General features: G+C 43.4%; 26 protein-coding genes, 4 tRNA genes and 1 pseudogene. 24 read left to right on the top strand and 7 right to left on the bottom strand.

Going from position 1 to position 26989, the window contains the following annotated elements; translation table 11 throughout:
- Positions 1 to 32: 32 nt before the first annotated feature.
- Positions 33 to 2012 (top strand): cyclic-di-AMP phosphodiesterase GdpP, encoded by a 1980-nt coding sequence (gene gdpP / locus bslm_RS20000; protein ID WP_038429948.1) that lies wholly within the window; start codon positions 33 to 35, stop codon positions 2010 to 2012.
- Positions 2009 to 2458: a 50S ribosomal protein L9 gene (gene rplI / locus bslm_RS19995; protein WP_003226915.1), complete on the top strand. Its 450-nt coding sequence runs from the start codon at positions 2009 to 2011 to the stop codon at positions 2456 to 2458. The genes gdpP and rplI overlap by 4 nt, the downstream gene beginning before the upstream one ends.
- 36 nt (positions 2459 to 2494) lie before the next feature.
- Here the strand turns inward: rplI and bslm_RS19990 are convergent, their stop codons facing one another.
- The 3 genes from bslm_RS19990 to bslm_RS21185 all read right to left on the bottom strand — a co-directional run bounded on the left by bslm_RS19990 (position 2495) and on the right by bslm_RS21185 (position 6063).
- A complete protein-coding gene (locus bslm_RS19990) occupies positions 2495 to 4537 on the bottom strand; it encodes a glycosyltransferase family 39 protein (protein ID WP_046381478.1) in 2043 nt (680 codons plus the stop codon).
- Between the two features lie 104 nt (positions 4538 to 4641).
- The gene (locus tag bslm_RS19985) at positions 4642 to 5850 is read right to left on the bottom strand and encodes a CynX/NimT family MFS transporter (RefSeq protein WP_003226917.1); all 1209 of its coding nucleotides are present in this window, start codon (positions 5848 to 5850) and stop codon (positions 4642 to 4644) included.
- Between the two features lie 72 nt (positions 5851 to 5922).
- Positions 5923 to 6063, bottom strand: a complete 141-nt coding sequence (locus bslm_RS21185) for a YycC family protein (protein ID WP_003242786.1) — start codon at positions 6061 to 6063, stop codon at positions 5923 to 5925.
- A gap of 120 nt (positions 6064 to 6183) precedes the next feature.
- Between bslm_RS21185 and bslm_RS19980 the strand changes: the two genes are divergently transcribed.
- Positions 6184 to 6387 carry a hypothetical protein gene (locus bslm_RS19980; RefSeq protein ID WP_015250806.1) on the top strand — a complete coding sequence of 68 codons (204 nt, stop codon included), beginning with the start codon at positions 6184 to 6186 and terminating at the stop codon, positions 6385 to 6387.
- A gap of 47 nt (positions 6388 to 6434) precedes the next feature.
- On the opposite strand, the gene bslm_RS19975 is transcribed toward bslm_RS19980, so the two are convergent.
- Positions 6435 to 6635 (bottom strand): DUF2188 domain-containing protein, encoded by a 201-nt coding sequence (locus bslm_RS19975; RefSeq protein ID WP_003226922.1) that lies wholly within the window; start codon positions 6633 to 6635, stop codon positions 6435 to 6437.
- A 169-nt stretch (positions 6636 to 6804) separates the two neighbouring features.
- On the opposite strand from bslm_RS19975, the gene dnaB reads away from it, so the two are divergent.
- The 14 genes and pseudogenes from dnaB to bslm_RS21500 all read left to right on the top strand — a co-directional run bounded on the left by dnaB (position 6805) and on the right by bslm_RS21500 (position 18220).
- Positions 6805 to 8169: a replicative DNA helicase gene (gene dnaB, locus bslm_RS19970; RefSeq protein WP_003226923.1), complete on the top strand. Its 1365-nt coding sequence runs from the start codon at positions 6805 to 6807 to the stop codon at positions 8167 to 8169.
- A 119-nt stretch (positions 8170 to 8288) separates the two neighbouring features.
- Complete coding sequence (locus tag bslm_RS19965) at positions 8289 to 8708, top strand: VOC family protein (RefSeq protein WP_046381477.1); 420 nt, start codon at positions 8289 to 8291, stop codon at positions 8706 to 8708.
- Positions 8709 to 8913: 205 nt separating this feature from the next.
- A complete protein-coding gene (gene purA, locus bslm_RS19960) occupies positions 8914 to 10206 on the top strand; it encodes an adenylosuccinate synthase (protein ID WP_003226929.1) in 1293 nt (430 codons plus the stop codon).
- Between the two features lie 224 nt (positions 10207 to 10430).
- Positions 10431 to 10506: transfer RNA gene (locus tag bslm_RS19955), tRNA-Lys, on the top strand.
- A gap of 9 nt (positions 10507 to 10515) precedes the next feature.
- Positions 10516 to 10587 (top strand) — tRNA-Glu (locus tag bslm_RS19950).
- Positions 10588 to 10668: 81 nt separating this feature from the next.
- A tRNA-Asp gene (locus bslm_RS19945) sits at positions 10669 to 10745 on the top strand.
- A 35-nt stretch (positions 10746 to 10780) separates the two neighbouring features.
- Positions 10781 to 10853 (top strand) — tRNA-Phe (locus bslm_RS19940).
- Between the two features lie 383 nt (positions 10854 to 11236).
- Positions 11237 to 11944: a cell wall metabolism DNA-binding response regulator WalR gene (walR, locus tag bslm_RS19935; protein WP_003244363.1), complete on the top strand. Its 708-nt coding sequence runs from the start codon at positions 11237 to 11239 to the stop codon at positions 11942 to 11944.
- 7 nt (positions 11945 to 11951) lie between these two features.
- On the top strand, positions 11952 to 13787 hold the full coding sequence (gene walK / locus bslm_RS19930; protein ID WP_024572714.1) for a cell wall metabolism sensor histidine kinase WalK: 1836 nt from the start codon (positions 11952 to 11954) through the stop codon (positions 13785 to 13787).
- Entirely contained in the window at positions 13777 to 15144 is a 1368-nt protein-coding gene (walH, locus tag bslm_RS19925; RefSeq protein WP_042976993.1) for a WalRK two-component regulatory system regulator WalH, read from the top strand. The genes walK and walH overlap by 11 nt, the downstream gene beginning before the upstream one ends.
- Positions 15131 to 15973, top strand: coding sequence for a WalRK two-component regulatory system regulator WalI (walI, locus tag bslm_RS19920; protein WP_003244037.1), 843 nt, complete (start codon positions 15131 to 15133; stop codon positions 15971 to 15973). Before walH ends, walI begins: the two co-directional genes overlap by 14 nt.
- Before the next feature lie 21 nt (positions 15974 to 15994).
- Positions 15995 to 16789: an MBL fold metallo-hydrolase gene (locus bslm_RS19915; RefSeq protein ID WP_046381476.1), complete on the top strand. Its 795-nt coding sequence runs from the start codon at positions 15995 to 15997 to the stop codon at positions 16787 to 16789.
- 81 nt (positions 16790 to 16870) lie between these two features.
- Positions 16871 to 18073 carry a serine protease HtrC gene (htrC, locus tag bslm_RS19910; protein WP_046381475.1) on the top strand — a complete coding sequence of 401 codons (1203 nt, stop codon included), beginning with the start codon at positions 16871 to 16873 and terminating at the stop codon, positions 18071 to 18073.
- A gap of 20 nt (positions 18074 to 18093) precedes the next feature.
- A pseudogene (locus bslm_RS21500) lies at positions 18094 to 18220 on the top strand (hypothetical protein).
- On the opposite strand, the gene bslm_RS19905 reads toward bslm_RS21500, so the two are convergent.
- Complete coding sequence (locus tag bslm_RS19905) at positions 18217 to 18717, bottom strand: PepSY domain-containing protein (RefSeq protein WP_046381474.1); 501 nt, start codon at positions 18715 to 18717, stop codon at positions 18217 to 18219. The pseudogene bslm_RS21500 and the gene bslm_RS19905 overlap by 4 nt on opposite strands.
- A 160-nt stretch (positions 18718 to 18877) precedes the next feature.
- Complete coding sequence (locus bslm_RS19900; RefSeq protein ID WP_046381473.1) at positions 18878 to 19777, bottom strand: PepSY domain-containing protein; 900 nt, start codon at positions 19775 to 19777, stop codon at positions 18878 to 18880.
- 211 nt (positions 19778 to 19988) lie between these two features.
- On the opposite strand from bslm_RS19900, the gene bslm_RS19895 reads away from it, so the two are divergent.
- Complete coding sequence (locus tag bslm_RS19895; RefSeq protein WP_038428106.1) at positions 19989 to 20672, top strand: response regulator transcription factor; 684 nt, start codon at positions 19989 to 19991, stop codon at positions 20670 to 20672.
- On the top strand, positions 20669 to 22135 hold the full coding sequence (locus bslm_RS19890) for a sensor histidine kinase (RefSeq protein ID WP_046381472.1): 1467 nt from the start codon (positions 20669 to 20671) through the stop codon (positions 22133 to 22135). Before bslm_RS19895 ends, bslm_RS19890 begins: the two co-directional genes overlap by 4 nt.
- On the opposite strand, the gene rocR is transcribed toward bslm_RS19890, so the two are convergent.
- Positions 22117 to 23502 carry an arginine utilization regulatory protein RocR gene (gene rocR / locus bslm_RS19885; protein WP_003244510.1) on the bottom strand — a complete coding sequence of 462 codons (1386 nt, stop codon included), beginning with the start codon at positions 23500 to 23502 and terminating at the stop codon, positions 22117 to 22119. The two genes, bslm_RS19890 and rocR, sit on opposite strands and share 19 nt — an antisense overlap.
- Before the next feature lie 226 nt (positions 23503 to 23728).
- Here rocR and bslm_RS19880 point away from each other — a divergent pair, with 226 nt between their 5' ends.
- From bslm_RS19880 to bslm_RS19860, 5 genes are all read left to right on the top strand, one after another.
- Entirely contained in the window at positions 23729 to 24013 is a 285-nt protein-coding gene (locus bslm_RS19880) for an autorepressor SdpR family transcription factor (protein ID WP_015715052.1), read from the top strand.
- Positions 24013 to 24648 carry an SdpI family protein gene (locus tag bslm_RS19875; protein ID WP_014481470.1) on the top strand — a complete coding sequence of 212 codons (636 nt, stop codon included), beginning with the start codon at positions 24013 to 24015 and terminating at the stop codon, positions 24646 to 24648. The genes bslm_RS19880 and bslm_RS19875 overlap by 1 nt, the downstream gene beginning before the upstream one ends.
- 183 nt (positions 24649 to 24831) lie before the next feature.
- On the top strand, positions 24832 to 25386 hold the full coding sequence (locus tag bslm_RS19870; protein WP_015715050.1) for an SdpA family antimicrobial peptide system protein: 555 nt from the start codon (positions 24832 to 24834) through the stop codon (positions 25384 to 25386).
- On the top strand, positions 25371 to 26324 hold the full coding sequence (locus bslm_RS19865) for a sporulation-delaying protein SdpB family protein (RefSeq protein WP_014481469.1): 954 nt from the start codon (positions 25371 to 25373) through the stop codon (positions 26322 to 26324). Before bslm_RS19870 ends, bslm_RS19865 begins: the two co-directional genes overlap by 16 nt.
- A gap of 55 nt (positions 26325 to 26379) precedes the next feature.
- Entirely contained in the window at positions 26380 to 26988 is a 609-nt protein-coding gene (locus bslm_RS19860) for a sporulation delaying protein family toxin (protein ID WP_014481468.1), read from the top strand.
- Position 26989: the final 1 nt, after the last annotated feature.

Genomic DNA, 26989 nt, shown 5'->3' with positions numbered 1-26989 from the left:
GAGTTTTACTCACATGGTGGGGAGTGATAGAAATGCCAAGCTTTTATGAAAAACCGCTGTTTCGGTATCCCATCTATGCATTGATTGCTCTGTCAATTATTACAATCCTCATCAGCTTTTATTTTAACTGGATATTAGGAACCGTCGAAGTGCTGCTGCTGGCAGTTATTTTGTTTTTTATTAAGCGTGCTGATTCTCTTATTCGAAAAGAGATTGATGCTTATATTTCTACGTTGTCCTACAGGTTGAAAAAAGTCGGTGAAGAGGCATTGATGGAAATGCCGATTGGAATCATGCTTTTTAATGACCAATATTATATAGAATGGGCAAATCCGTTTCTTTCCTCTTGCTTTAATGAAAGCACTTTAGTGGGGAGATCACTTTACGATACTTGTGAATCGGTAGTGCCGCTTATCAAACAAGAGGTGGAATCGGAAACGGTTACATTGAATGACCGCAAGTTTAGGGTTGTCATCAAACGGGATGAGCGTCTCTTATATTTCTTTGATGTAACAGAACAAATTCAGATTGAAAAGCTATATGAAAACGAAAGAACCGTCCTGGCATATATTTTCCTTGATAACTATGATGATGTGACACAAGGATTGGATGACCAGACGAGAAGCACGATGAACAGCCAGGTGACATCTTTGCTGAACGCTTGGGCGCAGGAGTACGGGATCTTCTTGAAAAGGACGTCTTCAGAACGCTTTATCGCTGTACTTAATGAACACATCTTAACTGAACTCGAAAATTCGAAGTTTTCGATTCTTGATGAAGTGCGGGAAAAAACCTCATTTGACGGTGTAGCGCTGACGTTAAGTGTCGGTGTCGGGGCTTCAGTCTCTTCCCTGAAAGAACTTGGCGATTTGGCGCAATCCAGCTTGGACTTAGCACTGGGACGCGGTGGGGACCAGGTAGCCATTAAGCTGCCAAACGGCAAGGTGAAGTTTTACGGCGGTAAAACAAACCCAATGGAGAAACGAACAAGGGTGCGGGCCCGCGTGATTTCTCACGCCTTAAAGGAAATCGTCACCGAAAGCAGCAATGTGATTATCATGGGGCATAAATTCCCCGACATGGATTCTATCGGCGCAGCGATCGGGATTTTAAAGGTGGCTCAGGCAAATAACAAAGATGGTTTTATCGTGATTGACCCAAATCAAATCGGATCAAGTGTGCAGCGTTTGATTGGGGAAATCAAAAAATATGAAGAACTGTGGTCAAGATTTATTACGCCTGAAGAAGCAATTGAAATTTCCAATGATGACACACTGCTTGTGATCGTTGATACACATAAGCCGTCACTCGTCATGGAGGAACGGCTGGTCAATAAAATTGAACATATCGTGGTCATCGACCATCACCGCAGAGGTGAGGAGTTTATCAGAGATCCGCTGCTTGTTTATATGGAACCATACGCTTCTTCCACAGCGGAATTGGTGACAGAGCTGCTTGAATATCAGCCGAAGCGCTTAAAAATCAATATGATTGAAGCAACAGCCCTATTAGCTGGTATAATAGTGGATACAAAGAGCTTTTCTCTCCGCACGGGCTCGCGGACTTTCGATGCGGCTTCTTATTTAAGGGCAAAAGGCGCCGACACGGTGCTGGTGCAGAAGTTCCTGAAAGAAACCGTTGATTCCTATATTAAACGGGCGAAGCTGATCCAGCATACGGTCCTCTATAAAGATAACATTGCGATTGCTTCTCTTCCTGAAAATGAAGAGGAATACTTCGATCAAGTGCTGATTGCGCAGGCTGCCGATTCGCTGCTGTCGATGAGTGAGGTTGAGGCTTCATTTGCGGTGGCGAGACGGGATGAACAAACGGTTTGTATCAGTGCACGGTCGCTTGGCGAGGTAAATGTTCAGATCATCATGGAGGCCCTAGAAGGCGGAGGGCATTTAACAAATGCGGCGACTCAGTTGTCCGGCATTTCAGTTTCTGAAGCGCTGGAACGGCTGAAGCACGCCATAGATGAGTATTTTGAGGGAGGCGTACAGAGATGAAGGTTATTTTCTTACAAGATGTAAAAGGAAAAGGAAAAAAAGGCGAAGTCAAAAACGTAGCAGACGGTTATGCGCATAACTTTCTAATTAAAAAAGGCCTCGCGGTTGAAGCGAACGCGTCAAACATCAGCGCGCTAAACGGACAAAAGCAGAAAGAGAAAAAAGAAGCCATTGCTGAGCTTGAGCAGGCTAAGAGCTTGAAAGAGACATTAGAAAAACTGACTGTTGAGCTTAGCGCAAAATCAGGTGAGGGCGGCCGTTTATTTGGTTCAGTGACAAGCAAGCAAATTACTGAACAGCTCCAAAAAGATCATAACATTAAAGTAGATAAGCGGAAGCTTGAACTGCCGGACGGCATTCGTGCATTAGGATATACAAACGTGCCTGTGAAACTGCATCCTGAAGTGCAGGCTGTGTTAAAGGTACATGTAAAAGAAGAAGCTTAATAGAAAAGAGGCTTGGATGAATCCAAGCCTCTTTTTTTATTCCACGAGATAAAGAGTTTGCTGGCTTTCTCCACCAGGTCCTCTTCGCATTCCCTGCACGCTGTTTGTGCTGCTGGAGGAACCGCTGTACTCGCCAGATGTTATTTCTTTTCCGTTTTTCTTAATCCAGGAAACAAGTTCGCTGTTGCCTGAGTTGTTTTCTGACAGAAGGAAGTATTTCACTTTGCCTTCTTTGATTAGTTTTTTCAGTTCCGACACAGTCAGAATGGGATCCGTGCCGTTAAATCCGCCCATTGCCATAACAGATTCATTTTCGTAAATGATGTATGGCGCAGCTGTTACGGTTGTCAAAGTAGCAAATAAATACTCTTCGCCGGTATTGTGTTTTCTCAGATAGGACAGGAGCCCGCTGTCGACCTCTGAAGAGAACATGTTCCCGCCGTTTGCTGAGCCTTTGAGCTGCGGGCCAGATTCAGGAAGGACGCTGTTACCACCGTATAGAAGCGGCGTTGCTGACCAGTAAACTGGTGTGAGAAGCAGAACGCACAAGCTGATGATGGTCAGCAGCTTACTGAACGGATGGCTGCGTTTAAGCATCAGAAGTGCAAGGGTGATGCCCAGTCCTAAGAGCCCCAGGACATACATCCATACACTGCCGATTTGGCTTGTATAAGCGCTCAGAATATACATCTGAAACACGGCTGTGATCAAGACGGCTGCCGGCAGAAGATAGCTGGACCAGTCTTTATTATTTTTGTATAAGCGGTGCATCGTATACCATCCGATACCAGAAAGGGCGGCAATTGGCGGTGCCAGCATAATCAAATAATACTGGTGGAAGAATCCTGCGATGCTGAAGAAACCAGCCACGGGAACAAGCCAAGCCGCCCAGAATAGCGTTTCTTTCATTTTAGCAGCATGTCCGCGGCGATCACGGTACCAGCTGACGATTGCGCCCAGTAATCCGATCAATGAGAATGGAAGCATCCAGCTGATTTGGCCGGAAAGTGCTGATTGGAAAAGACGAAGCGGGCCAGGATCACCGGTGCCGAACATATTCATGCTTTTTCCGCCGCCAGGCCCTCCATTTCCAGGTCCGTTGCCACCTGTGGGAGGTGTGCCTCCGCCTCCATTGAGAGCGCCGGTTTGTCCGTTAGGCGGCTGAGGCGCCTGTGAATGGTTTCCGAATGATTGATTTCCGTTCTGAGAAAAAGATGATTTTGGCGCTTGCATGTTGTCTTGATTCTGCATGTTCCCTCCGCCAGCAGCATTCATATCACCCTTTGCAAGGCCCGTAGTTTGCCCAAGCAGACGCTCTGTGCCGTTGTAGCCAAAGGCCAGTTCTAGCACTGAGTTAGTCTGGCTGCTTCCTACATAAGGCCGGCTTGAGGTAGAGGCTGAATCCACTGCAATCGCCCATGAGAGTGAAAGGCCTGTCAGAAGGACAAGAGACAGAAGCAGGGAACCGATTTTTTTCTTCAGAGAAACCCGAGATGCAATCAGGTAGAATAACACAAATGCAGGCAATACCATAAACGCTTGCATCATCTTCATATTAAAGGCGAGCCCAATCAGGGCAAATGCCGTCAGCAGCCAAACCAGCTTGCCTTGTTTTACTGCCCTAAGCAGACAAGTTGAACCGAGCAATAAGGTAAAAACAAGCATGCTGTCGATATTGTTTGTCCGGCTGACAGCTACTGCGATAGGGGTCAGTGCCATGACAAGTGCGGCAATGCGGGCCGCCCCAATTCCAAAAGTCGGCTTAATCATTCTGTAGAGAAGGAATACAGACCCAACTCCGGCAAGAGCCTGGGGAATGATGACACTCCACGTGTGAACACCGAAAATCAGTGCGAAAATCGTTTGAATCCATAACACGACAGGAGGCTTATCTACTGTCACAAATCCAGAAGGGTCAAATGACGCATAAAAGAAGTTATGGAAGCTTTGCGTCATGCTTTTTACAGCCGCCAAATAGTACTGGTTTGCTGTATCATCCTGCCAAATGTGATACGTATTCAAAAAAGCTGCTGCCAGCAAAATAAGAATAAGGGCTGCGTCGAATCGTTTGGTTTTCATCGTTTTTCACCTCTTTATGGTGTCTCATTGTAAAAAACAAATATGAAAAACTTATGAATAAACCATAAATATTCAAAGAAAAAAGCGGAGATATCTTCCCCGCTTTATGCTGAATTTCTTTGTTTTTCTGACTGGAAAATGTATCGATCTCGTCCGGCTCCCTGTCCGGCTGCTCCCATTACGATCAGGGCAGCAATGAGAAGCACAATAGGCATCGTCCAAGAATGCGTCTGGTCAAAGAGATAGCCGACAAAGATTGGCCCGACTGCTGCCAGCAGGTAGCCGAATGACTGAGACATGCCTGACAGCGCAGCGGCCTGTTGGGCATTTTCACTGCGGAGACCAATCAAAGTGAGCGCCAGACTAATGCTGGAGCCTTGTCCGATACCGATAATGATCATCCAGATGGCAAGCAATGTATGGCTTCCGCCCGCTAATAATCCGCAAAGGCCGATCAGATAAACTGAGGCCAGCGCCGCAACGATACCGCGCTGCTGTTTCACACGGTCAGCTAAAACTGGTGTCAGAAAAGTGGAAGGCAGACTCGCAAATTGCATGAGTGATACCATCCATCCGGCTGTTGCCGTATCAATTCCGTGTGAACGGAGAATTTCAGGAAACCAAGCGATGCTGCTGTAAAATAAAAACGATTGCAGGCCCATAAAGATGGTGACATACCATGCCATTTTGGAAGCCCAAATGGAACTGGATTGCAGCTTCATTGTCTGGTTTGCCGTATCTCGATGGCGCAGCTGAGGTATCCAGATTAGCAATGCAAGTAAAGCCAGCCCGCCCCATAAGAGAAAAGCCTGTTTCCATCCGCCATTCATCTGGGTCGCTAAAGGAACGCTGACACCTGATGCTAAAGCTGCGAATATATTCATTGATGTCGTATACAGGCTGATCATGATCCCTGGCTTTTCAGGATATTTATGTTTGATTAAGCTTGGCAAAAGTACGTTACCAATCGCAATCCCGACGCCGATAAGTGCCGTTCCGAAAAACAAAGCGGCAGTATAGCCGGTAGAACGAGTCAAAACGCCGATAAGCAGTATCACGAGACCTAGCCATAAAGTTCGCTCATTTCCGAGGCGCTGTCCAAGCTTAGGTGCAAGTGGAGAAAGAACTGCAAACGAAAGCAGCGGCAGTGCGGTCAAAAAACCGGCTGCCCCATTGGACATGTGCAGCTCTGCCCGGATAGAGCTGATGACCGGACCCACTGAAGTGATCGCGGGCCGTAAGTTAAAGGCGATAAAGATAATGCCGGTGATCAGCCAAAATGATTGGATTTTTTTATTATGTGGATGTGGCAAAGCAGTTACTCCTCTTTTCTAACATATACATGATATTATCCCGAAACAGGTAAGCAAGTATGTGAATGAAGGCTATGATTTGTCCTCTTTTTGCAGTTCAGCCATTTTGGCAAGCAGAATATGCTGAGGCATATGCATGATCTGTTCAAGCGGCAGATTCAAGGACTCTGCAAGCTTTTGTGCAGTTTCAGCAGAAATTTGCAAAGGTCTCACAAAAGATCCCTCCTCTCTTCTGTCCATTGTACAAGAATCAGCTGTGAAATGTAAGAAGATGTCACAAAGGAATAGAGCAATCGGAAAATGACCGTTATAAAAGAGGTAAGGAGGGTTCTTATGCACGCACCGTTATCCTTATTAAAACAAATGCTGAAGGAACACCAAATAGACACTGAAAAAGCTGTCACTTTCGAAGAATATATAGCAGTGAGGCTAAAGCTTCAGGAGCTGATGGGGAAATTTGCTTCGATCGGGGAGTGGGATCTGTATCAAAAAGCGGCAGATTTGATGATGCACATAGGCATCCAATGGATGAAATAAACCGATAACCGCTAAAAAACCCTCGCTGCAGCGAAGGCTTTCATTCATTAAAATGAGTGTTCTTCTTCCACATTTTTAAACTGGTCATAAATTACAAGCTTAGACGGACTGTTTTCCTTAGCCACCTGTTTGGCCTTTTCAATAGCGGCGTCTTTAGACGTATACAAAGCTGTCGGCGCTACATTCTCCACCTCAATAAACCAGCCGTCCGCATCAACATTAGGCGTAATCGCATATTTCTTTATCATCTTTCATTCCTCCCTCATGTTTTATTGCATTTTTCCCGCCTTGTTACTGTCCGAAACGATCCAATCTGCTAACTGAAAAAAACAGGAAACAGACAATTTTTCTATTTTTTTTCTGTAGAAATGGTAGAATGGAGGTTGGAGATTTTTTAATGAGAGGACGGTGCTTAGCATGACAGACCTTCTGAATGACCGGCTTCCTCCGCAAAATATAGAAGCCGAACAAGCCGTGTTAGGCGCTATTTTTTTACAGCCGTCTGCTTTAACACTGGCTTCAGAAGTATTGATTCCAGATGATTTCTATAGAATGTCCCACCAAAAAATCTATAATGCGATGCTGGTGCTCGGAGACCGAGGTGAACCGGTTGATCTGGTGACAGTCACATCAGAGCTTGCGAACACAGACCTGCTGGAAGAAGTAGGCGGCATTTCATATTTGACAGATATCGCAAACTCGGTGCCGACAGCGGCTAACATAGAATATTACGCGAAAATCGTTGAGGAAAAATCGATTCTTCGCCGATTAATCAGAACTGCGACAACGATTGCTCAAGACGGGTATACCCGTGAGGATGAGGTAGAGGATTTACTCAGTGAAGCGGAAAAAACGATTATGGAAGTGGCACAGCGCAAAAACACGAGTGCCTTCCAAAATATTAAGGACGTCCTTGTCCAGACCTATGATAATATCGAACAGCTTCACAATCGAAAAGGTGATATCACGGGAATTCCAACAGGGTTTACGGAGCTTGACCGGATGACTGCGGGTTTCCAGCGCAACGACTTGATCATTGTGGCTGCCCGTCCTTCAGTAGGGAAAACAGCCTTTGCCCTGAACATCGCACAAAACGTGGCGACGAAGACCGATGAGAGCGTAGCGATTTTCAGTCTTGAGATGGGTGCAGAGCAGCTCGTTATGCGTATGCTTTGTGCCGAGGGAAATATCAATGCCCAGAATCTCCGTACAGGTAACCTGACCGAAGAGGATTGGGGCAAGCTGACGATGGCAATGGGAAGCCTGTCGAACAGCGGGATTTACATCGACGATACACCGGGTATTCGAGTGAGTGAAATCCGTGCCAAGTGCCGCCGCTTGAAGCAGGAAAGCGGGCTGGGCATGATTTTGATCGATTACCTGCAATTGATTCAGGGAAGCGGTCGTTCAAAGGACAACCGTCAGCAGGAAGTATCTGAAATTTCCCGTGAACTGAAGTCGATTGCCAGGGAGCTGCAAGTCCCTGTTATCGCGCTTTCTCAGCTTTCCAGGGGTGTTGAGCAGCGTCAGGATAAACGTCCGATGATGTCTGATATCCGGGAATCAGGAAGTATCGAGCAGGACGCGGATATTGTCGCGTTCCTTTATCGTGATGACTACTATGACAAAGAAACCGAGAATAAAAATATTATCGAAATTATTATCGCCAAACAGCGTAACGGCCCGGTGGGAACCGTGTCTCTTGCGTTCGTAAAAGAATACAACAAATTCGTCAACCTGGAACGGCGTTTTGATGACGCAGGCGTTCCGCCCGGCGCATAAGCCCCAAGAGCTGCTCTTGGGGTTTTTTCATTCGAAAGATGGAAGAAATACCGTTCGCTCAGCGGATGATAATTTGAAAGCGTTTTAATAAAATGGTGCAAAAAGGAGATGGTAACAATATGGGAAAACGTTTTTCGTCTTTTCACGCAGCACAAGTCCGAATTGCACGTCCTACGGGTCAGCTTGATGAGATTATTCGTTTTTACGAAGAGGGACTGTGTTTGAAACGAATAGGAGAATTTTCAAAGCATAACGGGTATGACGGTGTCATGTTCGGCCTTCCTCATGCCGATTATCATTTGGAATTCACCCAGTATGAAGGGGGAAGCACTGCTCCCGTTCCCCATCCCGACAGCCTTCTTGTTTTTTATGTGCCGAATGCAGATGAACTGGCAGCGATCACTTCAAAGCTAAAGCATATGGGCTATCAAGAGGTCGAATCAGAGAACCCGTACTGGAGCAATGGGGGCGTGACGATAGAGGACCCGGACGGCTGGCGGGTCGTTTTTATGAATTCAAAAGGGATATCAGGCAAGTGATTCTTTCTTATGCTAAAGGATGAAAGTTTCGCAAGCTTTTTATGACAAAACAGTGAGAAAACGCTTATAAAACGAATGGAAGCGAACGAATATAGATTTTGAATAATTTAATGTTCGGATTTACAATTGACTTTCTGTTTCTTCACTGATAAACTTGATTTGTTTGAATAGAATCGTTTTGAAAGGTTAACGGAGGTGCACGGACATGTCTTCAGTAGTTGTAGTAGGTACGCAATGGGGCGATGAAGGAAAAGGTAAAATTACAGATTTCCTATCAGAAAATGCAGAAGTGATCGCCCGTTATCAAGGCGGAAATAACGCAGGGCATACAATCAAGTTTGACGGAATCACATATAAGCTTCACTTAATCCCGTCTGGAATTTTCTATAAGGATAAAACGTGTGTAATCGGAAACGGAATGGTTGTAGATCCGAAAGCATTAGTCACAGAGCTTGCGTATCTTCATGAGCGCAACGTGAGTACAGATAATCTGAGAATCAGCAACAGAGCTCACGTCATTCTGCCGTATCATTTGAAATTGGATGAAGTGGAAGAAGAGCGTAAAGGGGCTAACAAGATCGGCACAACGAAAAAAGGAATCGGCCCTGCTTACATGGATAAAGCAGCCCGCATCGGAATTCGCATCGCGGATCTGTTAGACCGTGACGCGTTTGCGGAAAAGCTTGAGCGCAATCTTGAAGAAAAAAACCGTCTTCTCGAGAAAATGTACGAGACAGAAGGGTTTAAACTTGAGGATATCTTAGACGAATATTATGAATACGGCCAGCAGATTAAAAAATATGTTTGCGATACATCTGTTGTCTTAAACGATGCTCTTGATGAAGGGCGCCGTGTATTATTTGAAGGCGCACAAGGGGTTATGCTCGATATCGACCAAGGAACATACCCGTTTGTTACGTCATCTAACCCGGTTGCCGGCGGTGTCACGATCGGTTCTGGTGTCGGCCCGACCAAAATCAAGCACGTTGTCGGTGTATCAAAAGCATATACGACTCGTGTCGGCGACGGTCCTTTCCCGACTGAGCTGAAAGATGAAATCGGCGATCAAATCCGTGAAGTCGGACGCGAATATGGAACAACAACAGGCCGCCCGCGCCGTGTCGGCTGGTTTGACAGCGTTGTTGTCCGCCACGCCCGCCGTGTGAGCGGAATTACAGATCTTTCTCTGAACTCAATTGACGTCCTAACAGGAATTGAAACGTTGAAAATCTGTGTGGCGTACCGCTACAAAGGGGAAATCATTGAAGAATTCCCAGCAAGTCTTAAGGCACTTGCTGAATGTGAGCCGGTTTATGAAGAAATGCCAGGCTGGACTGAGGATATTACAGGTGCGAAGAGCTTGAGCGAGCTTCCGGAAAATGCGCGCCATTATCTTGAGCGCGTGTCTCAGCTGACAGGCATTCCGCTTTCTATTTTCTCTGTCGGTCCAGACCGCTCACAAACAAATGTCCTTCGCAGTGTGTACCGTGCGAACTAAATAGAATATGTCTGCAAGCCCCTATATCAGGGGCTTGTTTTTTGTTTGAAAGCCGCATATAAGTTGGTCTGAGAAAAAAATATGAAAAAAAACCAAAAAAGTTATTGCCACTTCTATTTGTTCGTGATATTATAAATCTCGTTGTTACGGAAACTGCTTCAATAGAGTACAAGATAAGAACTAGATCTAAGTCGTTTGCTCTATAGAAATTCCGACATCTTTAAGAGCCATTAGCTCAGTTGGTAGAGCATCTGACTTTTAATCAGAGGGTCGAAGGTTCGAGTCCTTCATGGCTCACCATTTCGTGAAGGCCCGTTGGTCAAGCGGTTAAGACACCGCCCTTTCACGGCGGTAACACGGGTTCGAATCCCGTACGGGTCATTGATTTACTTTAGCGTTATTGCTAAATTCCTTATTTGTCTGTGAGAGCTGACACGACAGCTCTCCGGGCAATTACTGTAAGGTCCGGTAGTTCAGTTGGTTAGAATGCCTGCCTGTCACGCAGGAGGTCGCGGGTTCGAGTCCCGTCCGGACCGCCATTTTACTTTACTTAGTAGAGAAAAATAAAACATTTGGCTCGGTAGCTCAGTTGGTAGAGCAACGGACTGAAAATCCGTGTGTCGGCGGTTCGATTCCGTCCCGAGCCACTTACCAAACGCATCTGCAATCGTAGGTGCGTTTTTTCTTTTAGGAAAAAGGCAAACATGAGGAGTGTTATAATAGAAGAAAAAGGGAGAACCGGCCCTTCGGCCGGTTCAAAGAAGAAGACGTCATTGATAAAGACGCACTCCGGTGAGAGGAGGTTTCAATAAAGTTATCTTTTTTAAAAAAAGTTGACCAGCATGACAATAGATAAACAACTGGCGATAAAGGTGAAACATGTGTTTTTTTTCTAAACCTTTATTTTTTTTATCTTTTGACCTTAAACCGTTATAATAGACAAGGACCCATTCTTTACATGGGCCATAAGTGATGAAACGAATGTTATATAGATGAAATGAAGTCATTCGGCAGGAGGAAAATCAAAATGATGGATAAAAAGATCCTTGTAGTAGATGATGAAAAACCGATTGCAGATATATTGGAATTTAACTTAAGAAAAGAAGGCTATGAAGTGCACTGTGCCCACGACGGAAACGAAGCCGTTGAAATGGTAGAAGAGCTTCAGCCTGATTTAATTCTTTTAGATATTATGCTCCCGAATAAAGACGGCGTTGAAGTATGCCGCGAAGTCAGAAAGAAATACGATATGCCAATCATTATGCTGACGGCTAAGGATTCAGAAATTGACAAGGTTATCGGGCTTGAAATCGGTGCTGATGACTATGTCACAAAACCATTCAGCACACGTGAGCTCTTGGCACGTGTAAAAGCGAACCTGCGCCGCCAGCTGACAACAGCGCCTGCGGAGGAAGAGCCTTCCTCTAACGAGATTCATATCGGCTCTCTCGTCATCTTCCCTGACGCGTACGTTGTATCAAAACGAGATGAAACAATCGAATTGACTCATCGTGAGTTCGAATTGCTTCATTATTTAGCAAAACATATCGGACAAGTGATGACCCGTGAACATTTGCTTCAAACCGTTTGGGGCTATGATTACTTCGGCGATGTCAGAACGGTTGACGTAACAGTCCGCCGGCTTCGTGAAAAAATCGAGGACAACCCGAGCCATCCAAATTGGATCGTCACACGCCGCGGTGTAGGTTATTACTTGAGAAACCCAGAACAGGACTAATGCCCATATGAATAAGGTTGGTTTTTTTCGGTCGATCCAATTTAAGATTACCTTGATTTATGTGCTTTTGATTATCATTGCCATGCAAATCATTGGTGTGTATTTTGTCAATCAGGTAGAGAAGTCGCTGATCAGCTCTTATGAACAATCGTTGAATCAGCGAATCGACAACCTTTCTTATTATATCGAACAAGAATATAAGAGCGATAACGACAGTACCGTCATAAAGGATGACGTCAGCCGTATTTTGAATGACTTCACGAAAAGTGATGAGGTTCGGGAAATTAGCTTTGTAGATAAAAGCTATGAAGTGGTCGGTTCTTCAAAGCCGTACGGTGAGGAAGTAGCTGGGAAACAAACGACCGATCTGATTTTTAAAAGAATTTTTTCTACCAAACAGTCGTATTTAAGAAAATATTATGACCCGAAAAGCAAAATCAGAGTTCTTATTTCCGCGAAGCCCGTCATGACTGAAAACCAAGAGGTTGTGGGCGCGATCTATGTTGTCGCGAGTATGGAAGATGTCTTTAATCAAATGAAGACGATCAACACGATACTGGCGTCCGGCACAGGTTTGGCACTTGTTTTGACGGCTCTTCTCGGTATTTTTCTGGCAAGAACCATTACCCACCCGCTTTCAGATATGCGAAAGCAGGCGATGGAGCTTGCGAAAGGGAATTTCTCGAGGAAGGTTAAAAAGTACGGGCATGATGAAATTGGGCAGCTAGCCACAACGTTTAACCACTTAACGAGAGAGCTTGAAGATGCCCAGGCGATGACTGAAGGAGAACGCAGAAAGCTAGCCTCTGTCATTGCTTATATGACAGACGGCGTTATCGCCACAAACCGAAACGGAGCGATTATTCTCTTAAACAGCCCGGCGCTGGAACTGTTGAACGTTTCACGTGAAACAGCCTTAGAAATGCCGATTACGAGTTTGCTGGGGCTTCAAGAGAATTATACTTTTGAAGATTTAGTGGAGCAGCAGGATTCTATGCTGCTTGAAATTGAGCGCGATGATGAATTAACGGTGCTTCGCGTGAATTTCTCTGTGATTCAAAGGGAACACGGCAAAATTGATGGTTTAATCGCTGTCATTTACGATGTAACCGAACAAGAGAAAATGGATCAGGAACGCAGAGAATTCGTTGCGAATGTATCACATGAGCTGCGGACGCCGCTTACGACAATGCGCAGCTATTTAGAAGCGTTAGCTGAAGGCGCGTGGGAAAATAAAGACATTGCTCCCCGCTTCTTAATGGTGACGCAAAATGAAACAGAGCGTATGATCCGGCTTGTCAATGATCTGCTTCAGCTGTCGAAATTTGACAGCAAGGATTATCAATTTAACCGGGAATGGATTCAGATTGTCCGGTTTATGTCGCTTATTATTGACCGTTTTGAAATGACAAAAGAGCAGCATGTGGAGTTTATCCGCAATCTGCCGGACAGAGATCTGTACGTCGAGATTGACCAGGATAAAATAACGCAGGTGCTCGATAATATTATTTCTAACGCTTTAAAATATTCACCGGAAGGCGGACATGTCACGTTCTCGATTGATGTCAATGAAGGGGAAGAACTTCTCTATATCAGCGTGAAGGATGAAGGGATTGGTATTCCGAAAAAAGATGTCGAAAAAGTCTTTGACCGCTTCTACAGGGTGGATAAAGCGAGAACGAGAAAGCTTGGCGGCACCGGTCTGGGATTGGCGATTGCCAAGGAAATGGTACAGGCGCACGGCGGAGATATTTGGGCGGACAGCATAGAAGGAAAAGGCACGACGATTACATTTACTCTTCCATATAAAGAGGAACAAGAGGATGATTGGGATGAAGCGTGAAAATATAAAAACGATATTACTTACGGTACTCGTCGTCATCAGTCTTGTTTTTACATGGGGGATATGGACGTTCCAGCCAAACTTTTCTGAAGGCTCATCCTCAACAGAGTCTACTGTGCGTGAGAAACACAAAATCGAAAAAACGACCCAAAAGCTGTCTGAAACGGTAAGGCCGAGGGACATGTTTATCCATGATGACGGCGCTCATTACAAAGTGGATGACAATGCCCTCTATGAAGAAATCTGGTCTGACTTGCCGCATTGGGATGTAAAAGGAATTAAAGATATTTCGGATCAGTATGACAAGTCTGGATTCAAGAGCTGGTTTTATGGAATAGGCGGTTCTGAAGCCAAGCTTGACTTGCAATTCAGCGATACGATTCCGATTGATATTTTCCAAACGCTGTTTAAATGGTCTAATCAGTCGTTTGAATACAGTTCGTTTGACCATATTCTGATCCCGTTCAATGAAACAAAAGCGAACAAGAAGATCTATTTGGTGTCTTACAGCAAACAGCTCATTCTTGAAGTGACGGTTGAATCGGCAAACTACCGGAACATTATGAACGACTTGAAAAACAGGCAATCAAATATGCCGGCGTTCAGTTTGTTCTCCATTGGCTCAAAGAAAGAGTTTTTGCTGCCAAACAAACCGCTTACGATGGACAAAAAAGAATTTGTCACTGAATCGATTAAAACAAATACCTTTAAGCAGGCTTTGTTTAGCGATCCGAGCATCGTAAGGGAAGATTCGAATTACAACAACAGAAATGTGCTGACAGATGGGATCAGCCGTTTAGATGTGAATCTAAGCCAGCGACAGGTGCAATTCCAGCAGCGCAATTTGGTGCAGAGCACATCCTATCAAACAGGTGAGTTAATCAAAAAGAGCCAAAAATACCTTGAGGATACCGGAAGCTGGACGGATCACTATCAATTTTTCAGTATCAATGACAGCCAGCAGCTGAGTTTCTATATCTTTATGGATCAGATCCCGGTCATTAACAGCACCGCCAAACCTTTCGGAGCGACATCGGCGATTACGGTGCAATGGGCGAATGATGATATTCTCAGCTATAAGCGGCCGAATTACAGTCTCGGAACGAATCCGATTAAAACAAGTGAAACAGAGCTCATGAGCGGCAGCGAAGTGAGGATGCTGCTTTCGAAACAAACCGCTTATGATACGGACAAAATTGATCAGATCTTCCTTGCTTATCAATTGGTATCAACATCAACCAACGATGATCCTCTCGTTGAACTGGAACCGGTTTGGGCGATGAAAGTAAATGGAAAAATTGTGCCGATTACAAAGGATTTATTGAGGAAGGAGGGGGCTAACAGTGGAGTGGAATAAGACAAAATCAATCTTCATCGTTGCCTTCCTCATTTTAGATATTTTCTTAGGCTATCAGTTTTTTCAAAAATGGCAGGCTACCGGCAAAGAATATGAAGTCATTAAAAATGATGTCGAGCATGACATGAAGGCCGATCATATCACGTATGAAGGTTTGAATAAGGAAGCGACAGAAGGTTATCGGATCACGGCAAATCAAAAGTCTTTCTCCAAGGAGGAAATTGAGGCGCTGAAGGATCAAAAGCCTTTAATGGACATGCCTAGTGATGATCATAAAGTAACGAGCCTGAAAATGAAGTTTGCAAATCCAATCGCCCTATCAAAGAAGGATATCGAGGACGATGCTCAGGCACTTGTTTCTTCGAAAATTCAAGATGGCGAAAAATATAAGCTTTGGAAGGTTGATAAATCGAAGAAAGAAATTATTTTCTTCCAAACGTACGAAGGTCATTATATTTACCAAAAGACCGACAATCCCTCTAATATGATCGGGCAAGTGGTGCTGCACTTAAACGGTAAAAACGAGGTTGTGTCATACGACCAGACTACGCTTGAGACCTTCAAGCAAATCCAGAAAGAAAGCTTAATTACTGAAATGGATGCGGTTGAGCTATTGTACTATCAAAATCAATTAAAAGAATACAGCACTGTGAAGAGCTGTAAATTCGGCTATGTAGCACAATATCCGCTGACAAGTACGCAGGTGCTGGCGCCGGTATGGAGAATTACGGTCGAGTACGAGAAAAAAGTGAACGGTGAGAAAAAGACAGTACAAGAGTATTTTACTGTGAATGCTTTGGAGAGTACGATTTTAGATACAGATCAATGAAAATAATGGAGTGAGACAAACATGAGCTTGCAATTTAGCGTACTTGCGAGCGGGAGTACGGGAAATGCGTTTTACCTCGAAACAGAGGATCACGCATTTTTAGTGGACGCCGGTTTGAGCGGGAAAGCCATGGATGGGCTGATGGCGCAGATCGGGCGTAAGCTGGATGATGTAGACGGCATTTTTGTGACGCATGAGCATAGTGACCATATTAAGGGCCTTGGTGTCGTCGCCAGAAAGTACAAGCTTCCGATCTATGCGAACGAGAAGACTTGGAAAGCGATGGAGAATCAAATCGGCAAAATTGACACCGATCAAAAGTTTGTATTTCCGATGGAGACGGTAAAGTCGTTCGGCGGACTTGATGTTGAATCGTTTGGCGTCTCCCACGATGCGGCCGAACCGATGTTTTATGTGTTTCATTATAACGGCCGAAAGCTCGCGTTAATGACAGATACGGGATATGTCAGCGACCGAATGAAAGGCATTATCCGTTCAGCGAATGTGTTTGTGTTTGAAAGCAATCACGATGTCGGTATGCTGCAAATGGGAAGATACCCATGGAGCATTAAGCGGCGGATTTTAAGTGACGTCGGGCACGTGTCAAATGAAGATGCTGCCTTGGCGATGACGGATGTCATTGGCGATGAGACGTCTCGTATTTACCTGGCGCATTTGAGCCAGGACAACAACATGAAGGAGCTGGCAAGAATGTCTGTGCAGCAGACATTGGCTTCTAAAGGATTTATGACGGGTGAGACATTTGACTTATACGACACTGATCCGAAGAAGGCCACTCCGCTTTGCGCTGTATAATTTTTCTATGTAAATCATGACTATTCTAGGAGCTTCTAACCCACAATATAACCATATTAACGTTCTTGGAAAGGATGGAATATGGTGGATTACGAACGTGAGGAAGAACATACTACTCCTGAACAGCCAAAGAGAAGCAAAAAAGGATATTTTCTTTCAAGCCTGATTGGTGTGATTGTCGGTGCCGTATTAATGGCGTTTATCATGCCGTACCTTTCAAATGAAGGGCTGGATACGGGCGCTTTAGATCAGCAGCGGAACAATAACGGCCGGGAATCAATCAGGACGGTGAATGTCAGTGTCAACAATACGGTCACCAAGATTGTCAGCAATGTGTCGCCCGCCGTTGTCGGTGTTGTGAACATCCAAAAATCAGATATACGGGGAGAGAGCGGCGAGGCTGGGAGCGGCTCTGGCGTCATCTATAAGAAAAATGACCATTCCGCTTATGTCGTGACCAACCATCATGTCATCGAAGGCGCTTCCCAAATTGAAATCAGCTTGAAAGACGGATCGCGTGTATCAGCTGATCTTGTCGGCAGCGACCAGCTGATGGATCTTGCCGTTTTACGGGTGAAAAGCGATAAAATTAAAGCAGTCGCCGATTTCGGAAATTCAGATAAAGTGAAGTCTGGGGAGCCGGTTATTGCGATCGGGAACCCGTTAGGCCTTGAGTTTGCTGGCTCTGTCACACAAGGCGTCATCTCGGGTACGGAGAGGGCGATCCCAGTAGATTCAAACGGTGATGGACAGCCTGACTGGAACGCAGAAGTCCTGCAAACAGATGCGGCCATTAACCCTGGGAACAGCGGCGGCGCTTTGTTAAATATGGATGGGAAGGTCATTGGCATCAATTCAATGAAAATTGCCGAGTCAGCGGTTGAAGGGATTGGCCTGTCCATTCCGTCTAAGCTCGTGATCCCTGTGATAGAGGATTTAGAGAGATACGGAAAGGTCAAACGCCCGTTCCTTGGCATTGAGATGAAATCCCTAAGCGACATCGCAAGCTATCATTGGGATGAAACATTAAAGCTTCCTAAGAACGTCACCAATGGAGCGGTTGTGATGGGTGTAGACGCCTTTTCACCTGCCGGAAAAGCGGGACTGAAGGAACTCGATGTCATCACGGAATTTGACGGTTACAAAGTAAATGATATTGTTGACCTGCGAAAACGGCTTTATCAGAAAAAAGTCGGTGACCGGGTGAAGGTGAAGTTTTACCGCGGCGGAAAAGAAAAATCTGTTGACATCAAGCTGTCGTCCGCAGACCAATTAGGAAGTTAATCAAAACAGTCTGGCATCGTTTGCCAGGCTGTTTTGATATGCAAAAAAACTGAACGGGGGTCACGCCCGTTCAGTTGAAAAGGATATATCGAATATGAAGAAAAATACAAGATGGATGTTACACGTGAAACAGCAAATAGCAGTTAGCTGTAAATACTTCCGTTCTCTGCATGGACTTTAATGGTTTGTACCGTGTGGTTGCTGGCTGTGATGGTGATGATGTACACATAGGTGCCATTTTCTTTCTTCAATGCAGAAGATGTGACGGTGCCTTTGCATTTGTTCAACGCAATGCTTTGTGCTTTTGCTTTTGTGATCGCGGCTTGTTTATTTTCAACGTGATGCTTGACGATTTTTCCGCTGCTGCAGTTAATGTTAAAGGTGTGAATTTTGCCATCCTCACCAAGCACTTTAATGACATAGACATAAACGCCATCTGCTTTCTTCATTTGTGCTGATTGAACTGCGCCTTTGCAGTTCTTTATAGCGACAGTTTTTGCTTTAGAGAGCGTAATAGAAGCCTGCTGCTGGGTTTGAACTTTAGCAGTGTCTTCTTTATGCAGAACAGCCGCGTGTGCGGATGATAAAGAACTGATTGAAATGACCGCGCCTAAAGCAGCTGCAGAACATATTTTCATATTCATTTGTAGGTCCTCCTTAGAAAAAGAACTGAACGCGGGTCACACACGTTCAGTTTAAAAGAGTATTTAGAAAAAGGTAGACATGAACTTAGAACTTTGTGTTAAAACAAGACTGGTGTTATACGTTGAATTTCAGTTATTTTACTGCTGGCAAGCAGTTATTTTATTTGCAAATGCTTCCGTTTTCAGCGTTCACTTTCACTGTATGTTCAGTGTGGTTTTGGGCAGTGATTTTAAACACGTAAACGAATGTGCCGTTTTCTTTCTTCAAATCAGTAGATTTCACTGTGCCTTTACATTTATTTAGTGCAATTTGATGTGCTTTTGTTTTTGTAACGGCTGCGTTTTTCTTTTGCACTTCTTGTTTTACGATTTTACCGCTGTCACAGTTGACATGAATTTTATGAGTTTTTCCATCTTCGCCAAGCACTTTGACAACGTAGATGTATGCGCCGTTTTCTTTCTTCAGTTCAGAAGATTGAACTGCGCCTTTGCATTTGTTGAGTGCGATTTGATGCGCTTTTGTTTTAGAAAGATGTGCTTGTTTCTTTTGCTCGTGTTTTGCGACTTTGCCGTTTTCTCCATTGATATGGAGCGTGTGAAGGCTTCCGTCTTCACCCATTACTTTCACGACGTAAGCGTAAACACCGTTTTCTTGCTTCAGCTCAGAAGATTGAACCGCACCTTTGCAGTTTTTCAAAGCGATCGATTGGGCTTTTGTTTTGCTGATATAGCTTTGTTTCTTTTGAACATCATGTTTCACAACTTTGCCGCTGTTGCAGTTGACGTTCATCGTATGCTGTTTGCCGTCCTCACCGAGAACTTTCACAACATATACGTATGTGCCATTCACTTTCTTCATTTGGGCCGTTTGAACAGTACCTTTGCATTTGTTCAAAGCAACCTGTTTTGCCTTTGCTATTGTGATGGAAGCCTGTTGCTTCGTCTCAACCTTCGTTGATGTATCATCCTTTTGAATGACAGCGGCGTGAGCAGAAGTGAAAGAACTGATTGAAATAATCGTTCCCAGTGCAGCTCCTGATAAAACTTTAGTGATATTCATGTGAGATTCCTCCTTTATTTCATTGTTGGCTGTACCAACTAAGGCAATTGTATAGGCCGAAGCTGAAAATCAAATGAGGGCTGGCTGAAAACTTGCTGAATTCAGCTGATTTTTAGGGAAGATTCAGTTTGTTTTCAGTTAAAAACGAATAATAGGAGGGGAAGGGAAAAAACTAATCAGAGGTTTATGCCAACTAAGGAGAGAGCACAGCATGAATAGGATGAAAGGCATCAAGATTTTGCTCGTGGACGATGAACCGGCGATATTAGATTTTTTGACAATGGGTCTTGAAAATGAAGGCTTTGAAGTGAAGACAGCAGCTGATGGAATGACAGCGATGAACACCGTAAAGACATTTCAGCCGCATGTGGCCATCTTGGATGTGATGATGCCCGGAATGGATGGACTGGAAGTATCAAAAATGATAAAAAAAACCGGCCATACCGCGGTTATTATGCTTACGGCCAAGGATGAGGTGGGGGTTCGGGTAAAAGCGCTGACAGAGGGCGCTGATGATTATATGATCAAACCCTTCAGCTTTGAAGAGCTGCTGGCGCGAATCTATGCGAGAATTCGGGATCACTTTCCCAACCTGTTTGAAGAATTCGCGCTCGGTCCGTTTCGAATTGATGATCGGCGCAGAGAAATCCGCTATCAGGAAGAGGTGCTCAAGCTTTCAGCAACAGAATACGAGCTTTTAAAGTTTTTGGTGCTGAATCACGGCCTTGTGCTCAGTAAAGCAAGGATTCTGGATAAAGTATGGGGGTATGATTTTTATGGAGAAGAGAATATTGTTGAAGTGTACATTCGTTCCTTGCGGGAAAAATTGAATGACAAAAAGCATGAAGTGATCCGAACGGTTCGGGGTGCGGGCTATCGGGTGGATATTGAATGAAAAAACGATTCAAAACACTGCGCTTTCAGCTTTTATTCCGTTCATTATGCATTCTCGTTCTTCTATTGGTGTTTGTCGGCGCTATGCAATATGTGTTTGGAAAACGCCTCTTATATGAAAACCGAGCTGTCAGCATTCAAAGTTATATCAACTCAACGGAGCCAACCATCTGGAATAATATTAAAACATACAAAAGCCATCCCGACAGCTCGGAAAAGTCAGATGGTGCTGTCCGTCCCGCCTTTATCTATCCGGGCGTGACCATTGTTTTTATCGATAAGAAAACAAAAGACAGTACGGTATTGTCGACCGATCCATATGCGGGAGCACCGCCAACAGTGAAAAAAAGTGTATATGATGAGGCATTAAAAGATACGATGGCCTTGCATTACAAAATCACGAAAAATGAATCCGGCGAGGAAGTGCTGATTGTGTTTCAGGCTATTACTATTGATGGAAAAGAAGCAGGCGTGATCCAAATGAGTACTTTAACAGAACCACTGAAGGACGTACTGCTCCGGCAAATCAGCATTTATTCCACGCTCTCGCTGGTTGCGCTCCTGCTCGGGCTTTTCACGTTCTTGCCTGTGGTCAGACATACGCTTAAACCGTTATCACAAATGGTACATATGATGGGAGAAATCAATGCAGGAAATTTGAATAAAAGGCTTCCTGTATATCGAAAACAAATGGAAATCGACACGCTCGCTATTTCGTTTAATCGCATGCTGGAGCGGATTGAAACGTCATTTAAAGCAGAAAAAGAAGCGAAGGAGCGCATCCGGCAATTTGTATCAGACGCTTCACATGAATTGAGAACGCCTTTAACGTCCATACACGGCTTTATCGAAGTGCTGCTGCGTGGCGCCGCGCTTCAGCCGGAGCAGAGAGATAGGGCGCTGAATAGTATGTATGAAGAGTCGAAGAGAGCCACTCGGCTGATTGAGGATCTGTTGTTTTTAGCAAAAATTGATCGGGTGCCGAGCTTTGAAATGAAGAGAGGAAATCTCGATGCGCTCATAAGGGAGATGGAGCCGCAGCTCAGTCTGCTTGCGAAAGAAAGAAGGCTGCAGCTGCTGCTTGAGGATGACGCTAAAGCGGTGTTTGACCGGGATAAGATGAAACAGGTCATTCTGAATTTGGTTTATAACGCGGTGCAGTATACAAATGAGAGAACCGGTGCCATCACCATTTCTCTGCAAAAAGGCAGTTCCGGCGTGATGCTGATGATAGCAGACAATGGCACAGGCATCGCGCCGGAACATTTGCCGCATTTATTTGACCGGTTTTACAGGGCAGACCCATCCCGCTCCCGAAAATATGGAGGTTCGGGATTAGGCCTTGCCATAACGAAATCGATTATCGACAGTCACAATGGGACGATTGACGTGAAAAGTGAAATCGGCAGAGGCACTGTTTTTCTGATCAGGCTTCCTGCTCCGGATTATTCGTTAGACGAGTGAGAAAATTTCTTCAGCCGATATTGGAGGCTTTGTCTGCTGATGCCAAGCTCCTGAGCAGCTTTCGAGATGTTATGGCCGTGTTTTCTTAACACGTTCTCTATCACATATTTTTCGAAGCTTTCCATTTTTTCTTTTAAGTCCGCGGCTGGCTGGTGTCTTGGTGTTTCCGGCTCTGGGATGTCAGCCGGCTTGATTTTCATGCGGTATTGATAGGGCAGATGGGAAGCCGTAATCGTTTGCTCGTCCGTCATGAAATTCATTGCGCCTTCGATCATATGCTCAAGCTCGCGAATATTTCCCGGCCAGTCATAAGAAAGGAAAAATTGCTTCACGTCATCGCTGATGTGTTCAACATTCATTTGGAACAGATGGTTGTTTTTCTGGATGAACTCCGACGCGAGAAGCAAGATGTCTTCTTTTCGTTCCCGAAGCGGCGGGATGATCAGTGTGACGACACTCAGCCTATAATACAAGTCCTTCCGCATTCGTTCGCCTGCAATTGCATCAATTGGGTCTTCATTCATCGTGGCAATAATACGTACGTCAATCGGTGTATCCTTTGTTGAACCGATGCGCCTGATTTTCCGTTCTTGAAGGGCGCGCAGCAGCTTCGCCTGAAGGCTGAGATTTAGCGAGTTGATTTCATCTAACAGCAGTGTGCCGCCATGGGCTTGTTCAAACAGGCCGGGCTGGTCGACAGCGCCGGTAAACGCGCCTTTTTTCGTCCCAAACAAAATGCTTTCGACAAGGCTGTCTGGCAGTGCCGCACAGTTTTGCGAAATAAACGGGCCGCCAGAACGATCGCTTCCATTATGGATACTTTGCGCGAACAGTTCTTTTCCCGTGCCGGTTTCGCCTGCGAGAAGGACAGATGATGACGTACGGGTTGCCCGCTTGGCGTTTTCGATGACGTCTTGAATGGCCGGACTGGTGCCGAGAATACTGTCAAACGTATAGGTTGTGCTGCCTTTTTTGTTCATATTCTCCCTGATCAGCCGTTCAAGCTTTGTCACATCCTTGGCAATTTCAACAGCGCCCCTGATTTTGCCGTCTTGGACGATGGGATATGTATGATTGATCGTCGTAATTTCCTGGCCTTTATTATTGAAATAGCTCTGTTTGACGTTTTTAATCGTCTTGCCTTCCTGAAGAGCCTGTACCAGTGTGCTGTCCTGCTGCTTTGAAAACATAAACACATCCATCAGGTTTTTATTCAAGACGTCATGCTTCTCCATATCTTCAATCTGCATCATTTTATTGTTATAAACGATTGTGTTTCCATGCTCGTCTACCACGTGCAGGCCAACATCGATTTCATCTAAAATGCTCTGAAAAACCAATGTGAGGAATTCGCTGTCTTTGACCACTGTATGAACCTCCCTCAGTTTTCTTAATATTGCTTCTATTTTATAAAAAAATGGAGAGGATATGCAAAAGAATTTTGCACTTAGGATTTGTATTACAGTTAATCCTAATATCGTTTTATCGTAAAGGAAGGAAATACTGGTGTTGTATATTGACTGGAAAAATAAAATGTTTTATTATTTAGGTAAATATCTAAATCCTAATGTTTACCAAAGGGGGGAGAATTATTTGAATAAGGCTTTTAAAGCTCTGGCCGATCCTACAAGGAGAAGGATTTTGGATTTGTTAAAACAACAAGATTTAACAGCCGGGCAAATTGCTGACCAATTTGATATGTCAAAACCTAGTATTTCTCATCACTTAAATATTTTAAAGAACACTGATTTAGTACGAGACCAAAAAAAGGGACAATTTATTATTTATTCTTTAAATACGACTGTACTTCAAGATCTTATTGGCTGGTTTTTTTCCCTTACAGATACAGACCATGACAAGAAGGAAGGTGGAGAATGATGAAAAAATATTTCTTTGCACTAATTATGATAGCCTTAACAATTTTAGCTTGGGTTATAACATATTCACACTTACCTAATGAATTGGCAACACACTGGGGTATAAGTGGTGAAGCAGATGACTTTTCAAAGAAACCTACGGCCATAGCAACGTTGGTAGGTATAATGATAGTACAATATATTCTTATGGTGCTTATTCCTAAAATTGATCCCCGACGAAACTATCCGACCTTTACTCGTGCATACTTATCTATTTTTAATACCATGTTTCTCGTCTTATTTCTCATTAATTTGATTACAATATTGACGGGGCTGGGTATTAAACTTCCTATTCCATATTTAGGTTCATTTATTCTTGGAGCTATATTCATGGTTTTTGGTAATTTTATTCAGCAGGTTAGACCGAATTTTTTCTTGGGAATTAGAACTCCTTGGACATTAAGCAGTGAAAATGTATGGAGGCTTACACATAGATTGAGTTCAAGAATATTTGTTCTAGCCGGAATCATTATTGTTTTAACTGCATTTATTCCTGAGTCTTTTACCGAGCCGATTATTTTTATAGCGGCAATAGGTAGTATACTCTTATCCGTATTCGCATCTTATTTCATATATCAAAAAGAGCTAAATAAATAGCCGGGTTATGTTTCCTATTTAAAGAGGTTAGAGTCTTATTCTAACCTCTTTTTAACTGGGAAAAAATAACTAAATATTAAAAAACTCTTCATTTTTCATATAGCCTATGATAATATTTTTCTGTATTTTATGGGTTTATTTAGAAATAAATAGGATAAATTGTAATCGGGAGAGTGTTCAGAATTGAACGATTTTAGTAGTGATAAAAGTAGAATAGGCCTCTTTTTTTTAACAATTTGTGCATGTCTAACGATCTTGCTTTTCTCAAGTATCATAGTTGCATTACCGAAAAATCCTCTCTCGACAACTGTTAGAGCAGAGTTTTTGGTGAAACAATTTATTCCACAGGGATGGGGGTTTTACAGTAGGGATCCAAGATCTGATCATCTTTATGCATACAGTATGAGTGGAGATACAGATATGCTTTCATGGCCAAATAACAAAATAAGAAATGTATTTGGACTTAATAGATATGGCAGAGCACAGGGCATAGAACTTGGATTACTTATTTCTAAACTACCAAGTTCATTAAAGTGGAAAACATGCGATAAGGATGCAAAGAATTGTCTTGATGAGATGAAGGTACAAGTGGACATTGCAAACCCTACGCCTAATGCTTCACTTTGTGGTGATCTGGGAATCGTAAGCGGAAGTCTTGTTCCATGGGCATGGAGCCAATATAAGGTCGTTCCAACTTCTAAGGTTATGAGGGTGAATGTAAAATGTTCGAAACGTTAAACATTAAAATTTATAAGTGGGCAAATGATAACGTACCTTGGACCAATGTCTATGGTTTGGCAAGAAGTATTATGGCTTTATCTACAGCTTTAACACTTGCTTTAAATGATTCTAGCATTTTCTTTAGACCGGGTGCAGGACAAGAAACACCGTATTGTAATGGAACATATAGCATTTTTTGTACAGTGCCTAATAACCATATATACCTTAATTTAATACGATGGATTTGTGTCATCTTATTACTGGTTGTTGTGTCAGGCTGGAGGCCCAGATTGACTGGAATTATACATTGGTGGATATCTTATAGTTTACAAGTATCCGCTATGACTATTGATGGGGGAGAGCAAGTGAGTGCAGTTTTTACGTTACTACTCCTGCCTATAACTTTGACCGATTCAAGAAAATGGCATTGGGAAAGTATAAAGACTGGTACAGATCTAATCAACAAGAAAGATTTATATTTTCGCGTCATAGCACTTACAACTTTTGTATTTATTAGAATCCAAATTGCAATTTTATATTTTAATTCAGCTACGGCAAAATTAGCTGATCAAGATTGGTTAAATGGAACGGCTGTTTATTATTATGCTCAAGATCCAATGTTAGGTTTTCCGCCTTTATTACATACCTTATTTAATGACTTTTTGTCATCACCTTTAGTTGTAATTCCAACTTGGGGAACTTTAATTATTCAATTGTTATTATTTGCATTTTTATTTTCACCTAAATCATATCGAAAATATATGTTTATTATTGCAATACTTATGCATGAAATTTTTGCAGTAATGTTTGGTCTTATAAGTTTTTCAATGATTATGCTAGGTATTTTAATTCTCTATTTAAGGCCCTTAGAAAAACAATTTCATTTTTCATTAGGAAAACGGTTTTACATTAGCCATTTATTTATGAAAAGGGGTGATGCAGGAAAGTCATTATAGATATTGTTTTTGTTGTCACTAGTCGTAGCCATAGGAATAAAAATCGGGAGGAGAAATGGATATGCGTTTAGCTGCTCAAGATTTAAAACTTAAATTGGTCTATTTAATGCTCATTGTGTTGGTTGTATCTATATTTTCTGGTGCAACACCTATTACTCAAGCAAAGAATCTACATAAATACTCAGGTGAAGAAATTTTTGCTGGAATTGTTTTTGGTCAAGGTGAAATCTCGAAAAAATTTCCTGAAATTTGGAACACCAACGATTATAATGTTAGAAATTCAGATAAATCTAAAGAACTTACTCAATTGTTAATAAGTGAAATGAAAAAAATCGATCCTCAATATTTTAACGATTTGAAAAAATCGGTTTATGAAAAGGATCTTAAATTAATTGATGAGGAATTCAGCAAGGGTGGAGATCTTTTAAAAGAAGCTGCTGAGAAGGTTAACATGGGCAGTTCTGAACATGCGGATTTAGTCTCAGGTAAATGTGTTGAAACTCTGGGTGCTGCTATTTTTGTTTTGGTACTAGCAGCAGGTGGCGCTGTAGACTATCTGTACGTTTATAATGCAACTAAATTTTGGGGAATAACTTCTAATGATAAAGAGTCTAAACTTGCGACAGAGATGTTTGTTAAGGATGTTGCAGATAAACTGAACTAAG

Origin of the sequence: Bacillus sp. LM 4-2 (assembly GCF_000978495.1) — a bacterium.
In the GTDB taxonomy this organism is placed as follows: domain Bacteria; phylum Bacillota; class Bacilli; order Bacillales; family Bacillaceae; genus Bacillus; species Bacillus subtilis.
Note: the sequence above shows the minus strand (reverse complement) of the source record. Positions and strands in the feature narration are given on the sequence as shown.

Bases quoted from the DNA above. Each gene is read 5' to 3' on its own strand.
- gdpP (WP_038429948.1), top strand. From the start codon at position 33: ATGCCAAGCTTTTATGAAAAACCGCTGTTTCGGTATCCCATCTATGCA.
- rplI (WP_003226915.1), top strand. From the start codon at position 2,009: ATGAAGGTTATTTTCTTACAAGATGTAAAAGGAAAAGGAAAAAAAGGC.
- bslm_RS19990 (WP_046381478.1), bottom strand. From the start codon at position 4,537: ATGAAAACCAAACGATTCGACGCAGCCCTTATTCTTATTTTGCTGGCA.
- bslm_RS19980 (WP_015250806.1), top strand. From the start codon at position 6,184: ATGCACGCACCGTTATCCTTATTAAAACAAATGCTGAAGGAACACCAA.
- bslm_RS19975 (WP_003226922.1), bottom strand. From the start codon at position 6,635: ATGATAAAGAAATATGCGATTACGCCTAATGTTGATGCGGACGGCTGG.
- dnaB (WP_003226923.1), top strand. From the start codon at position 6,805: ATGACAGACCTTCTGAATGACCGGCTTCCTCCGCAAAATATAGAAGCC.
- bslm_RS19965 (WP_046381477.1), top strand. From the start codon at position 8,289: ATGGGAAAACGTTTTTCGTCTTTTCACGCAGCACAAGTCCGAATTGCA.
- purA (WP_003226929.1), top strand. From the start codon at position 8,914: ATGTCTTCAGTAGTTGTAGTAGGTACGCAATGGGGCGATGAAGGAAAA.
- walR (WP_003244363.1), top strand. From the start codon at position 11,237: ATGGATAAAAAGATCCTTGTAGTAGATGATGAAAAACCGATTGCAGAT.
- walK (WP_024572714.1), top strand. From the start codon at position 11,952: ATGAATAAGGTTGGTTTTTTTCGGTCGATCCAATTTAAGATTACCTTG.
- walH (WP_042976993.1), top strand. From the start codon at position 13,777: ATGAAGCGTGAAAATATAAAAACGATATTACTTACGGTACTCGTCGTC.
- bslm_RS19915 (WP_046381476.1), top strand. From the start codon at position 15,995: ATGAGCTTGCAATTTAGCGTACTTGCGAGCGGGAGTACGGGAAATGCG.
- htrC (WP_046381475.1), top strand. From the start codon at position 16,871: ATGGTGGATTACGAACGTGAGGAAGAACATACTACTCCTGAACAGCCA.
- bslm_RS19905 (WP_046381474.1), bottom strand. From the start codon at position 18,717: ATGAATATGAAAATATGTTCTGCAGCTGCTTTAGGCGCGGTCATTTCA.
- bslm_RS19900 (WP_046381473.1), bottom strand. From the start codon at position 19,777: ATGAATATCACTAAAGTTTTATCAGGAGCTGCACTGGGAACGATTATT.
- bslm_RS19895 (WP_038428106.1), top strand. From the start codon at position 19,989: ATGAATAGGATGAAAGGCATCAAGATTTTGCTCGTGGACGATGAACCG.
- bslm_RS19890 (WP_046381472.1), top strand. From the start codon at position 20,669: ATGAAAAAACGATTCAAAACACTGCGCTTTCAGCTTTTATTCCGTTCA.
- bslm_RS19875 (WP_014481470.1), top strand. From the start codon at position 24,013: ATGAAAAAATATTTCTTTGCACTAATTATGATAGCCTTAACAATTTTA.
- bslm_RS19865 (WP_014481469.1), top strand. From the start codon at position 25,371: ATGTTCGAAACGTTAAACATTAAAATTTATAAGTGGGCAAATGATAAC.
- bslm_RS19860 (WP_014481468.1), top strand. From the start codon at position 26,380: ATGGATATGCGTTTAGCTGCTCAAGATTTAAAACTTAAATTGGTCTAT.